Consider the following 13209-nt stretch of genomic DNA (forward strand, 5'->3'; position numbering starts at 1 on the left):
GGCGAGCGCCTTATATTCTACCGGACAATCTCAATGAGATTATTCTTCGTCTTCTAACTCGATGTTGATACCAAGTGAGCGGATCTCTTTCAACAATACGTTGAATGATTCTGGCATACCTGGTTCCATACGATGATCGCCATCTACGATGTTCTTATACATCTTAGTACGACCGTTCACGTCATCCGACTTAACGGTTAGCATTTCTTGTAGGGTATATGCAGCACCATATGCTTCAAGTGCCCATACTTCCATCTCACCGAAACGCTGACCACCGAACTGAGCTTTACCACCTAGTGGTTGCTGAGTTACAAGGCTGTAAGAGCCGGTAGAACGTGCGTGCATCTTGTCATCAACTAAGTGGTTCAGTTTTAGCATGTACATGTAACCAACAGTTACAGGACGCTCAAACGCATCACCAGTACGACCATCAAACAGTTTCAACTGACCAGATTCTGGTAGATCAACAAGTTTTAATAGCTCTTTAATTGACGCTTCAGGAGCACCATCAAAGATTGGTGTAGCGATTGGTAAACCACCACGTAAGTTCTTAATTAAAGTACGAACTTCGTCATCAGACAGAGCAGCAATATCTACTTCTTGGCGAGTTTCACCAAGATCGTATACTTTTTGTAAGAAGTTACGGAACTTATGCAGTTCTTGTTGCTCTTTAAGCATTTGGTTGATCTTGTCACCAACGCCTTTCGCAGCAAGACCCATATGAACTTCAAGAATCTGACCGATGTTCATACGAGAAGGTACACCCAGTGGGTTCAATACGATATCTACTGGTTGACCTTTCTCATCATAAGGCATGTCTTCAACAGGGTTGATCTTAGAGATTACACCCTTGTTACCGTGACGACCCGCCATCTTATCACCAGGCTGAATACGACGTTTAACCGCTAGGTAAACTTTAACGATCTTCAGTACGCCCGGTGCAAGATCATCACCTTGAGTGATCTTACGACGCTTAGTTTCAAACTTCTTATCGAACTCAGCTTTAAGTTCGTCGTACTGCTCAGCAAGTTGCTCAAGTTGGTTTTGTTGCGCTTCGTCGTCAAGAGTGATTTCTAACCACTGCTTACGATCCATTGCATCAAGTTTAACTTCAGAAACACCCGCTGCTACAAGAAGTGTACGAACACGAGCTAATAGACCACCTTCAAGAATTTGGAACTCTTCAGTGATGTCTTTCTTAGCTTCTTTAAGCTGCATTTGTTCGATTTCTAGAGCACGTTTATCTTTTTCAACACCATCACGCGTAAATACTTGTACGTCAATGATAGTACCTGAAACAGAGTTTGGTACACGTAGAGATGAATCTTTAACATCAGATGCTTTTTCACCGAAGATAGCACGTAGTAGCTTCTCTTCAGGAGTCAGTTGAGTTTCACCTTTAGGTGTTACTTTACCAACTAGGATGTCACCACCCTTAACTTCAGCACCAATGTAAACAATACCTGATTCGTCTAGTTTAGACAGAGCGGCTTCACCTACGTTAGGGATGTCTGCTGTGATCTCTTCAGAACCAAGTTTAGTATCACGAGCCACACAAGATAGTTCTTGGATGTGAATCGTCGTGAAACGGTCTTCTTGAACTACACGTTCAGATACAAGGATTGAATCCTCGAAGTTGTAACCATTCCAAGGCATAAATGCGATACGCATGTTCTGACCAAGTGCTAGCTCACCAAGGTCTGTTGAAGGACCATCAGCAAGAACATCACCACGAGTTACAGGTTCACCAGGAAGCACTGTAGGACGTTGGTTGATACACGTATTTTGGTTAGAACGAGTGTATTTAGTTAAGTTGTAGATATCGATACCAGCTTCACCAGGTACCAACTCTTCTTCGTTCACTTTAATAACGATACGAGAAGCATCTACTGACTGAACCACACCACCACGTTTAGCAACAGCTGTTACACCTGAGTCAACCGCTACGTTACGTTCAATACCAGTACCAACTAAAGGCTTATCCGCTTTTAATGTAGGTACAGCTTGACGTTGCATGTTCGCACCCATTAGGGCACGGTTCGCATCATCGTGTTCTAGGAACGGGATAAGCGAAGCAGCTACAGATACAACTTGGTTTGTCGCGACATCCATATATTGGATATGTTCACGAGGGTGTAGACCAGATTCACCTTTCTGACGAGCGATGATTAGTTCATCAGCAAAAGTACCTTCTTCAGTTAACACGGCGTTAGCCTGTGCAATAACAAAAGTACCTTCTTCGATAGCAGATAGGTAATCAACTTGATCAGTTACTTGACCATCAACAACACGACGGTATGGAGTTTCTAGGAAACCGTACTCGTTACATTGTGCAAATGCTGATAGTGAGTTAATCAGACCGATGTTTGGACCTTCAGGCGTTTCGATAGGACATAGACGACCGTAGTGAGTCGCGTGTACGTCACGAACTTCGAAGCCAGCACGCTCACGAGTTAGACCACCAGGACCTAAAGCAGAAATACGACGTTTGTGCGTAACTTCTGACAATGGGTTGTTTTGGTCCATAAACTGAGACAGCTGTGAAGAGCCAAAGAATTCTTTAACTGCAGCTGAAATCGGCTTAGCGTTGATAAGGTCTTGAGGCATAATTGCATCAAGGTCACCAAGACTTAGACGCTCACGAACAGCACGTTCTACACGAACTAGACCAACACGGAATTGGTTTTCTGCCATTTCGCCAACAGAACGAATACGACGGTTACCTAGGTGGTCGATATCATCGACTTCACCAATACCGTTACGGATATCGATCAGTTTACGCATCACTTCAATGATGTCTGTCTCATCAAGAACGCCAGCACCTTCGTCATTATCACGGCCAATAGAGCTATTGAACTTCATACGACCAACAGTCGATAAGTCATAGCGTTCTTCAGAGAAGAATAGGCTTTCGAATAATGCTTCAGCAGCTTCTTTTGTTGGCGGCTCGCCAGGGCGCATCATACGGTAAATTTCAACAAGAGCCGATAAACGGTCAACAGTTGAATCTGCACGTAATGTGTCAGAGATGTATGCACCATGATCAAGATCGTTAGTAAATAGTACTTCGATCTTCTTGTAGCCAGCCTGAGATAAATTAGCCAGATCTTCTAAGCTAAACTCTTGGTTAGCTGCGATAATGATCTCGCCAGTGTCTTCATTCACGTAGTCGTGAGAAGCCACTTTACCTACGATGTAATCAACTGGAACTTCAATATGAGTGATATCGTCTTTCGTTAACTGGCGAATATGACGCGCAGTAATACGACGGCCAGCTTCTACATAAACTTTGCCGTTAGCTTCGATATCAAAAGTTGCAGTTTCACCACGTAAACGCTCAGGAAGTAATTCCATCATTAGCGTTTGATCTTTCACTTCAAAAACAACTTTATCGAAGAATAGATCTAGGATCTCTTCTGTTGTTTTATTCAGTGCACGTAGGATGATCGTTGCTGGTAATTTACGACGACGGTCGATACGTACGAATAAGTTATCCTTAGGATCAAATTCGAAATCTAACCATGAACCACGGTAAGGAATTACACGTGCGTTATAAAGAACTTTACCAGATGAATGGGTCTTACCCTTATCGCTGTCGAAGAAGACACCTGGGCTGCGGTGCAGCTGGGATACGATAACCCTTTCAGTACCATTGATTACAAAAGTACCATTGTCTGTCATAAGCGGAATTTCGCCCATGTAGACTTCTTGTTCTTTAATGTCTTTAACCGTGTTTGCTGGTGCATCTTTATCGTACACAACCAAACGCAGTTTAACACGTAGTGGTGCAGAATATGTAACACCACGGATTTGACATTCTTTAACGTCAAATTCTGGCTCACGGAGATTGTAGCTAACGTATTCTAGCTTAGAGTTGCCGTTGTAGCTCTGAATTGGAAAAACAGAACGGAAGGCAGCCTCAAGACCGTATTGCCCTTCTGGATCTTGCTCGATAAATTTTGTAAAAGAATCAAGCTGGATCGATAGCAAGTATGGTATGTCCAACACTTGTGGACGCTTACCAAAATCCTTACGGATGCGCTTTTTCTCTGTATAAGAGTAAACCATGGGGTTCCTCAGCTCGCTGATAAGTGACCCGAACCGTCCGCCTTTGTCTTTAAAGGCTGGGACAGTGACTAATAACACTGTTTTCTGTAGGACATGTTCACTGATTTGTGATCATGTTTTTTGCTCGGATGAGGGGTTCTAAACAGTGTGAAATTACCCTACACCCTACAGCGCAAAAAGGCCGGTGGTTAATAAACCACCAGCCATTAGCCGTTAGGCTATGAAACTAAGTAATAATTACTTAACTTCAACAGAAGCACCAGCTTCTTCTAACTGAGCTTTAAGAGCTTCAGCTTCAGCTTTGTCAACGCCTTCTTTTAGAGGTGCTGGAGCTGAGTCTACAAGACCTTTAGCTTCTTTAAGACCTAGGCCAGTAGCGCCACGTACTGCTTTGATAACAGCAACTTTGTTAGCGCCAGCAGAAGTTAGGATTACGTCAAATTCAGATTGCTCTTCAGCAGCGTCGCCGCCAGCTGCGCCACCTGCAACTACTGCAGCAGCAGCAGTAACACCGAATTTTTCTTCCATAGCTTCGATAAGCTCAACAACTTGCATTACAGACATTTCTGCAACTGCGTCTAGGATTTGCTCGTTAGTAATAGACATAACAATTCTCTTTTAAGTCAACAATAATTTATTTTGTAACCAGTTAAAGCAAGGCTTATGCCGCAGCTTCTTCTTTTTGGTCACGAACAGCAGCGATAGTACGAACCAGCTTGCCAGCAGAAGCTTCTTTCATGCACATCATTAGGCGTGCGATAGCTTCGTCGTAAGTTGGTAGTGTCGCTAGTACATCAGCATCAGTAACTGCGCCTTCAAATGCAGCAGCTTTGATCTCGAAATCTTTATTCTCTTTAGCGAAGTCTTTGAAAAGACGCGCTGCAGCACCTGGGTGCTCGTTAGAGAATGCAAGTAGAGACGGACCAGTGAAAGTGTCAGTTAGACACTCATACTCAGTACCTTCTACTGCACGGCGTGCTAATGTGTTACGAACAACTTTCATGTAAACGCCCGCTTCACGCGCTTGTTTACGTAGAACAGTCATCGCAGCAACAGGAACGCCACGAGAGTCAGCTACAACTGCAGAAAGTGCACCACTGGCTGCTTCGTTGACTTCAGCAACAATTGCTTTTTTGTCTTGAAGATTTAAAGCCATTTGGATTAACCTCTGGTTGTGATTACACCACTCACTACAAAATGTAGGAGAGTAAATACGATGCATTCACAGAAAACCAATTTTTATAAAATTGATTTCAAGTTCGGGCACCGTCTACGCAGGTTTTATTAAGCTCTTACGAGCGCCTACGGTCTTGGACGGAGACTTTCTAATTAAAAATCAGAAAGCCCCAACCATAAATTTGATAGGCGGAAAATTATACATGAATTTCCCACCTTTGCAAATTAGTTTGTTTGTGTATTTAGAGTCGCTTGATCTAAAGATACACCAGCACCCATTGTAGTAGAGATGCTTACCTTCTTCACGAAAGTACCTTTCGCAGAAGTTGGTTTTGCTTTCTTAAGTGCAACTAAAAGAGCTTCTAGGTTCTCTTTAAGTTGAGCAGCATCAAAGTCCACTTTACCGATAGTAGTGTGGATGATGCCGTTTTTGTCGTTACGGTAACGAACTTGACCAGCTTTAGCGTTCTTAACAGCTTCAGCTACGTTAGGCGTTACAGTACCAACTTTAGGGTTTGGCATAAGACCGCGAGGACCTAGGATTGTACCTAGTTGACCAACAACGCGCATTGCATCAGGAGAAGCAACAACAACGTCAAAGTTCATTTCGCCTTTCTTAACTAGTTCAGCAAGATCTTCCATACCAACTAGATCAGCACCAGCTTCTTTAGCAGCTTCTGCGTTTGCACCTTGAGTGAAAACAGCAACACGAATGTCACGACCAGTACCGTGTGGTAGTACAGTTGCACCACGAACGTTTTGGTCAGATTTACGTGCATCGATGCCAAGGTTAACAGCAACGTCAACGCTTTCTGTGAACTTAGCAGTAGCAAGTTCTTTTAGAAGAGCAACAGCTTCGTTGATGTCGTATTCTTTAGTAACTTCAACTTTTTCGCGGATATTGCGCATGCGCTTAGTAAGTTTTGCCATTATATTAACCCTCTACCACTAGGCCCATTGAACGAGCAGTACCAGCAATTGAACGCTTCATAGCTTCAATGTCAGCACCAGTCATGTCCGCAGCTTTAGTTTCTGCGATCTCTTGTAGTTGAGCGTCAGTAACAGTACCAACTTTCTCAGTGTTTGGACGACCAGAACCAGACTTAACGCCTGCAGCTTTCTTAAGAAGAACTGCTGCTGGTGGAGTCTTAGTAACGAACGTGAAAGAACGGTCGTTGTATACAGAGATAACTACTGGGATTGGTAGACCTTTCTCGATAGATTCTGTTTTTGCGTTAAACGCTTTACAGAATTCCATGATGTTCACACCGTGTTGACCTAGTGCAGGACCAACTGGTGGACTTGGGTTCGCCATACCTGCTGCAACTTGCAGTTTGATATAAGCTTCAACTTTCTTAGCCATGATATTTCCTAATACTTGGGTTCAAACGCTATCCAACTGGATTAGCTCCCCGTTAACAAAAAGGCGCGAAATTATAGTAATAATTCGCGCCTTTGACAATACCTTTTGCTGATTTTTCGATCAGTTTTTTTCTACTTGGCTGAACTCTAGTTCTACTGGAGTTGCACGACCAAAGATAGATACAGATACTTTTAAGCGACTCTTCTCGTAATCCACTTCTTCAACAGTACCGTTAAAGTCTGCGAATGGGCCTTCAGTAACACGAACCACTTCACCAGCTTCAAACAATGTCTTAGGACGTGGAGCTTCGCTCGCTTGCTCAAGACGGTTTAAAATGGCATCCGCTTCTTTATCAGTAATTGGTGCAGGGCGATCCGAAGTACCACCAATGAACCCCATTACACGTGGAATACTACGTACTAAGTGCCATGATTCATCATTCATGATCATTTGCACTAAAACGTAACCAGGGAAAAATTTACGTTCGCTTTTACGACGTTGGCCAGCACGCATTTCTACCACTTCTTCAGTTGGTACTAGTACTTCACCAAATAACTCTTCCATGTTATGCATTTTAATATGTTCGCGTAGCGATTGAGATACACGACCTTCAAAGCCTGAAAAAGCTTGAACTACATACCAACGTTTTTTTGGAGCTTCACTCATGATCACTTATCCTCAAACACCTGTGATTAAGCCAATTAGTCTAACCATAATACCATCAATGCCCCATAAAATCAGAGCCATCACGATACATACAGCTAGAACAATGAAAGTTGTTTGTGTTGTTTCTTGGCGTGTAGGCCAAACAACCTTTCTAACTTCCATTCTTGATTCACGAGCAAATGCAATTGCAGTTTGACCTTTTGCTGTGAAAGCAGCAATACCACCAGCAGCAGCAATTAATGCAACCACACCGGCAGCTCGAATAACAACAGATAAATCAGCTAGTAAGTAATTACCAACAACAGCAGCAGATAATAGAACTAAAACAAGTAACCATTTTACTGTATCAGCTGCGCCTGAAGTTTCTGTTGTCTCAGTATTTGTTTTCATAAACCAACCTGTGACATAACCATAATTTACTTCTATCACTTGATAGAAATTGTTAACCAGACTTAATATAGCCTAGTATCTTCATTCCATAAACCAACAATTTCGTTGATTCATCTGCGCTGTGCTGTGTATTTTCTAAAAATGCAAAACAACACACAATACAACGCAGAAAAAGGGCATCAAATGATGCCCTTTTTACTAGTACTTAGTCAAATCTTAAGCAAAGATTTTAGCAACAACACCAGCACCAACTGTACGGCCACCTTCACGGATCGCGAAGCGTAGACCTTCGTCCATTGCGATTGGAGCGATTAGCTCAACCGTCATTTGAACGTTATCACCTGGCATTACCATTTCTACGCCTTCAGGTAGAGTGATGTCGCCTGTTACGTCAGTTGTACGGAAGTAGAACTGTGGACGGTAACCTTTGAAGAAAGGAGTGTGACGGCCGCCTTCATCTTTAGAAAGAACGTACACTTCTGACTCAAATTTAGTGTGTGGGTTGATTGAACCTTTAGCAGCAAGTACTTGGCCACGTTCAACGTCATCACGCTTAGTACCACGTAGTAGTGCACCAACGTTCTCACCTGCACGACCTTCGTCAAGCAGTTTACGGAACATTTCAACACCTGTACAAGTAGTCATTGTTGTTTCTTTGATACCAACGATTTCTACTTCGTCACCTACGCGTAGGATACCGCGCTCGATACGACCAGTTACAACTGTACCACGACCTTGGATTGAGAATACATCTTCAATTGGTAGTAGGAACGGTTGGTCAACAGCACGCTCTGGTTCTGGGATGTAAGAATCTAGTGCTTCTGCAAGCTCAACGATCTTGTCTTCCCACTCTTTTTCGCCGTTTAGAGCGCCAAGAGCTGAACCTTGAATTACTGGTAGATCATCACCTGGGAAGTCGTACTCAGAAAGAAGTTCACGAACTTCCATTTCAACTAGTTCTAGAAGCTCTTCATCATCAACCATGTCACATTTGTTCATGAATACGATGATGTAAGGGATACCAACTTGACGACCAAGTAGGATGTGCTCACGAGTTTGTGGCATTGGACCATCTGTTGCAGCAACAACTAGGATACCACCATCCATTTGAGCAGCACCAGTGATCATGTTTTTAACATAATCGGCGTGTCCAGGACAGTCAACGTGTGCGTAGTGACGTGCAGGAGTATCGTACTCAACGTGAGAAGTTGAGATTGTGATACCACGCTCGCGCTCTTCAGGAGCGTTATCGATTGATGCGAAATCTTTAGCTACACCGCCGTAGATTTTTGCAAGTGTAGTACAGATAGCAGCTGTTAGAGTTGTTTTACCGTGGTCAACGTGGCCGATAGTACCAACGTTTACGTGCGGTTTCGTACGTTCAAATTTTTCTTTAGACATGGATAGTCCCTCTAGGTACGGATATTAGTGGCTTTGAATGACCACGTAACCAAATATAGATTGAATATATGATTTTTTAAAAGGAGAAATAGGCAATCTGGTGCTAATACCCAGATTTGAACTGGGGACCTCACCCTTACCAAGGGTGCGCTCTACCAACTGAGCTATATCAGCGCACAAAAGATATGGAGCGGGCAGCGGGAATCGAACCCGCATCATCAGCTTGGAAGGCTGAGGTAATAGCCATTATACGATGCCCGCACACGTAACTCGATTGAGCTATTTAACCTGAAATATGGTGGAGGGGGACGGATTCGAACCATCGAAGCTTTCGCGGCAGATTTACAGTCTGCTCCCTTTGGCCACTCGGGAACCCCTCCAAATTTTACTTCTACCTTTCGAAAAAAGTAAAAGTGGTGCCGACTACCGGAGTCGAACTGGTGACCTACTGATTACAAGTCAGTTGCTCTACCTACTGAGCTAAGTCGGCACAATTGGTGCGCATTCTAGTGAATCTAGAAATATCATGCAACTGAAAATTCAAATAAAACGTTTTTTTTTGCTTTTTTACTCAAAAAGTTGTCTATCTCATCAAATCCATAACCAAAAAGTAATAAGACCGCTTTTTTCTTAAAGAGGCTTATTGTATTGTTCAACATTCATTAATCCATTAGGTAAGTCATGTGAACTCTTATTTAACATTTACTCGTGAGCATTGGGCTGAATTGCGAAAATCGACGCCTATGACACTTACAGAAAAAGAGTTAACGAGCTTACGAGGCATCAATGAAAATATAAGCATTGATGAAGTGAGTGAAATTTATTTGCCTTTAATTCGCTTATTGCAATTACATATTGATAGCCATCGCGAAAAAAACATTATTTTAGAAAAATTTCTTTCACACCAAGATATAAAATCCCCTTTTATTATTGGTATAGCGGGAAGTGTTGCAGTAGGAAAAAGTACAACAGCAAGAATCATTCAGACTCTGCTCAAACAGTTATTACCAAACTTAGATACTCAACTGGTGACAACAGATGGTTTTCTTTATCCTAATGAAGTTCTAAAAGTTAAGAACATCATGCATAAAAAAGGCTTTCCAGAGTCTTATGATACCAACTCATTGGTTTCTTTTGTTTCTGATGTAAAATCGGGAAAAAAATCGGTATCGGCACCTTTATATTCACACCTGACTTATAACGTAACCGGTGAGCGAAAAGTTATTGAATCACCAGACATCTTGATCATTGAAGGTTTAAATGTACTTCAAAATAGTAACGATTATCCTGACGAACAGCATCACCGTTTTGTGTCAGACTTTCTTAACTTCTCAATATATGTAGACGCATCGGCAGAACAACTTAAAGAATGGTATGTCGAACGTTTTTTAAAATTACGAGAAAGTGCTTTTAAAGAAAATGGATCTTATTTTTCGCACTACACAGAACTGTCTACAACTGACTCAATTAAGAAAGCTCAACATATTTGGGATACGATTAATGGCCTCAATCTTGTGGAAAACATTTTACCAACAAAGAATCGAGCTAGTCTTATTCTTTCAAAAGGTGAAAACCATTCAATTAATCAAGTAGCGATAAGAAAGTAACTATTGTTTCTTTATCGATATTTCACCGCCATTGTAAGCTGTTAGACCATCAGCATTGATAAGTAACAGCGCACCTTGGGCATCAATACCGTTGCAAACTCCTGTAACGGTACCATTTCCTAATTGAAGCGAAATTTCTTGGCCTTTAAAGTTATCGTATTTATTCCATCTTTCAACAAAACGGGATAGACCAAAACACTCAAACTCTTTCATCGTTTCTTCAAGCGAAACTAATAATGCGTTCGCTAATTTATTTCTGATGTGGTTTTGGCCAAGAATCGTTTTTAAATCAACCCAAGGTTGGTCTATTTCAGTAGTAAATCGTTCACTAAGATCAACATTTATCCCGATACCAATGACGACATGGGCGGCGCCACCTGATTGGGCTGAAAGTTCAATAAGAACACCACCTAGCTTTCTGTTATTCCAATAAATATCATTAGGCCACTTTAATTTAAGATTTCTACAACCTAATTTTTCTAAAGCCTCAACAACAGCAATACCAACAGCTAAACTTAATCCCATTGTAGCAGCAAGGCCATCATCCAATCTCCAATAGAGAGACAAATAGATATTTCCTCCAAATGGAGATACCCATGAACGCCCTCTTCGACCTCGTCCAGCAGATTGATATTCAGCTATACAAGATTGTCCGCACTCAAGAGAGGTCATATTATTTAGCAAATACTGATTTGTTGAATCAACAACGCCAAGAACTTCAGGTTTCGGTAGCTTATTATGAGAAACTAACTCTTGTTGTAATAACTCAATAGGAGTTGAGAGTGAGTAACCTTTACCTTTTACTTTGTAAATCTCAAGTCCCCAACTCTGAATCACATTAATGTGTTTGCTTATTGCGGCTCGAGAAATATTAAGTTGTTCACCCAACTCTTCACCTGAATGAAAGTGTCCATCACTAAGCAGTCTTAAGATCTCAAGTTTTTTAGTGTGTTCTTTCATCAAAGAGCTCCGATAAAAAAGATTCTTCACCATTTAGATAAAATCTAACTTCATGTTCAAGTTCAATATCATACATATCTAAGACAATGTTTTTTACATAATTTGCTAACTCTAAAATATCTTCAGATGTCGCTGTACCAGTGTTAATTAGCACCAACGCTTGTTCTTGATGTACTTGGGCTCCATTAATTTTGAAACCTTTTAAACCAGCATTATCAATAAGCCAACCAGCTGCTATTTTCTTCCCTTCAGTGACATCATAAGCAGGTAAATTAGGGTAAGTTTCACATAAGGCTAAATAGTGATCTTCTGATATAACAGGATTCTTAAAGAAACTACCTGCATTTCCAATCACATTTGGATCAGGGAGTTTTTTACTTCGAATTTCACAAATTTTATCAAATACGTTCTTAGGTGTGGTTTTACTATTTCGTAAATCACTCAATGGGCCATAAGCAAGAACAGGCTGCCATTGTTTATTTAAACGAAGTGTTATCGCTGTAATGATGCAACGATCTTTGAGCTCGTGCTTAAAAATAGATTCTCGATAACCAAATAAACATTCTGAATTCTTCAATGTTTTAATTTGAAGTGTTTCAAGATCCAAATATTCAACAGACTCACATATATCTTTTAGCTCAAGACCATAAGCACCGATATTTTGAATAGGAGCAGAGCCTGCACAACCTGGAATCATTGCTAGATTCTCAATGCCGGCGAATCCATTATCAACACACCACTCAACTAATGCAGGCCAATCTTCTCCACTAGAAATTTTCAGCAAATAATCAGTATCCGTTTCTGTTACTGATTTTCCGAAAAGTCGATTAAGAACAACGACACCATTAAAGTGATTACAAAATAAGGTATTACTCCCTCGCCCTAAAGGTAGTTTTGTCATGTCTGTGTATTTTTTATCAGACCAAATATCAATTAGATCCTCTATAGAATCAGCTTGAATGATTAAATCAGCACTCTCGTTAACTGAAAAACTATTATAAGGCTTAAGTGTTTTATTAAGTAAAATCTGCATAGTGCTGTATTTAATTGATTAGATTAAGTACATTCTAACTTAATACATAACAACTATATAGAACAGAGCTAATGAATCTTACCGTTTCTCATCTAGACAAATTACGCCTTCCTTTATTGCATAAAATCTACAAGGAAAACTACCCGTCAGGAAAGCCTAAGGGAAAAGAAGAAATAATAGTAATAGAGGGGGATAAGAAAATCTTAGGGGCTATGCGTATAAAGACCTATGAAGAGTGTCATTTTTTAACAGGAATGATGATAATCAAAGAAAGAAGAGGCGAGAGTCTTGGAAGCCAACTGTTATTTAAGCTAAATGAATTTTTATCATTAGAACACTGCTATTGCTTTTGTGAACCTCAGTTAAGTGAGTTTTATTTGAAAAACGATTTCATTCATATAGATAAAAAGAATATTCCTTATGTACTCAAATCTAAGCATGATAGATATACAAATACTGGAAAAGAATTGGATATCCTTCTCTATAAAAAAACTAACAATTAGATATTACTCTCGGCAATACCCATGAAGTTTGCTAAAATCTAT

General features: G+C 40.9%; 12 protein-coding genes and 4 tRNA genes. 2 read left to right on the top strand and 14 right to left on the bottom strand.

Annotated elements, in window-relative coordinates; all coding sequences use genetic code 11:
- Nucleotides 1-39: 39 nt before the first annotated feature.
- The 12 genes from rpoB to AVFI_RS12690 all read right to left on the bottom strand — a co-directional run bounded on the left by rpoB (nucleotide 40) and on the right by AVFI_RS12690 (nucleotide 9554).
- On the bottom strand, nucleotides 40-4068 hold the full coding sequence (rpoB, locus tag AVFI_RS12635) for a DNA-directed RNA polymerase subunit beta (RefSeq protein WP_012533765.1): 4029 nt from the start codon (nucleotides 4066-4068) through the stop codon (nucleotides 40-42).
- Nucleotides 4069-4305: 237 nt separating this feature from the next.
- Nucleotides 4306-4674 carry a 50S ribosomal protein L7/L12 gene (gene rplL, locus AVFI_RS12640; protein WP_005421323.1) on the bottom strand — a complete coding sequence of 123 codons (369 nt, stop codon included), beginning with the start codon at nucleotides 4672-4674 and terminating at the stop codon, nucleotides 4306-4308.
- 55 nt (nucleotides 4675-4729) lie between these two features.
- On the bottom strand, nucleotides 4730-5224 hold the full coding sequence (gene rplJ, locus AVFI_RS12645) for a 50S ribosomal protein L10 (RefSeq protein ID WP_005421324.1): 495 nt from the start codon (nucleotides 5222-5224) through the stop codon (nucleotides 4730-4732).
- A gap of 245 nt (nucleotides 5225-5469) precedes the next feature.
- Complete coding sequence (gene rplA, locus AVFI_RS12650) at nucleotides 5470-6174, bottom strand: 50S ribosomal protein L1 (protein ID WP_005421325.1); 705 nt, start codon at nucleotides 6172-6174, stop codon at nucleotides 5470-5472.
- A gap of 4 nt (nucleotides 6175-6178) precedes the next feature.
- A complete protein-coding gene (rplK, locus tag AVFI_RS12655; protein ID WP_005421326.1) occupies nucleotides 6179-6607 on the bottom strand; it encodes a 50S ribosomal protein L11 in 429 nt (142 codons plus the stop codon).
- Nucleotides 6608-6727: 120 nt separating this feature from the next.
- The gene (nusG, locus tag AVFI_RS12660; RefSeq protein ID WP_005421327.1) at nucleotides 6728-7273 is read right to left on the bottom strand and encodes a transcription termination/antitermination protein NusG; all 546 of its coding nucleotides are present in this window, start codon (nucleotides 7271-7273) and stop codon (nucleotides 6728-6730) included.
- A 12-nt stretch (nucleotides 7274-7285) separates the two neighbouring features.
- Entirely contained in the window at nucleotides 7286-7663 is a 378-nt protein-coding gene (secE, locus tag AVFI_RS12665; RefSeq protein WP_005421329.1) for a preprotein translocase subunit SecE, read from the bottom strand.
- Nucleotides 7664-7879: 216 nt separating this feature from the next.
- Nucleotides 7880-9064, bottom strand: coding sequence for an elongation factor Tu (gene tuf / locus AVFI_RS12670; RefSeq protein ID WP_005417220.1), 1185 nt, complete (start codon nucleotides 9062-9064; stop codon nucleotides 7880-7882).
- A 98-nt stretch (nucleotides 9065-9162) separates the two neighbouring features.
- Nucleotides 9163-9238 (bottom strand) — tRNA-Thr (locus AVFI_RS12675).
- A gap of 12 nt (nucleotides 9239-9250) precedes the next feature.
- Nucleotides 9251-9325: transfer RNA gene (locus AVFI_RS12680), tRNA-Gly, on the bottom strand.
- Nucleotides 9326-9360: 35 nt separating this feature from the next.
- Nucleotides 9361-9444 (bottom strand) — tRNA-Tyr (locus AVFI_RS12685).
- A gap of 34 nt (nucleotides 9445-9478) precedes the next feature.
- Nucleotides 9479-9554, bottom strand: a tRNA-Thr gene (locus AVFI_RS12690).
- A gap of 193 nt (nucleotides 9555-9747) precedes the next feature.
- Here AVFI_RS12690 and coaA point away from each other — a divergent pair.
- Nucleotides 9748-10671: a type I pantothenate kinase gene (coaA, locus tag AVFI_RS12695; RefSeq protein WP_188863968.1), complete on the top strand. Its 924-nt coding sequence runs from the start codon at nucleotides 9748-9750 to the stop codon at nucleotides 10669-10671.
- On the opposite strand, the gene birA is transcribed toward coaA, so the two are convergent.
- Both birA and murB read right to left on the bottom strand, forming a co-directional pair.
- A complete protein-coding gene (gene birA / locus AVFI_RS12700) occupies nucleotides 10672-11631 on the bottom strand; it encodes a bifunctional biotin--[acetyl-CoA-carboxylase] ligase/biotin operon repressor BirA (protein WP_017019192.1) in 960 nt (319 codons plus the stop codon). It lies immediately after the preceding gene.
- Nucleotides 11615-12664, bottom strand: a complete 1050-nt coding sequence (gene murB, locus AVFI_RS12705; RefSeq protein ID WP_017019191.1) for a UDP-N-acetylmuramate dehydrogenase — start codon at nucleotides 12662-12664, stop codon at nucleotides 11615-11617. The genes birA and murB overlap by 17 nt, the downstream gene beginning before the upstream one ends.
- Nucleotides 12665-12735: 71 nt before the next feature.
- Here murB and AVFI_RS12710 point away from each other — a divergent pair, with 71 nt between their 5' ends.
- The gene (locus AVFI_RS12710) at nucleotides 12736-13167 is read left to right on the top strand and encodes a GNAT family N-acetyltransferase (RefSeq protein ID WP_017019190.1); all 432 of its coding nucleotides are present in this window, start codon (nucleotides 12736-12738) and stop codon (nucleotides 13165-13167) included.
- Nucleotides 13168-13209: the final 42 nt, after the last annotated feature.

Source organism: Aliivibrio fischeri ATCC 7744 = JCM 18803 = DSM 507 (genome assembly GCF_023983475.1).
Lineage (GTDB): Bacteria > Pseudomonadota > Gammaproteobacteria > Enterobacterales > Vibrionaceae > Aliivibrio > Aliivibrio fischeri.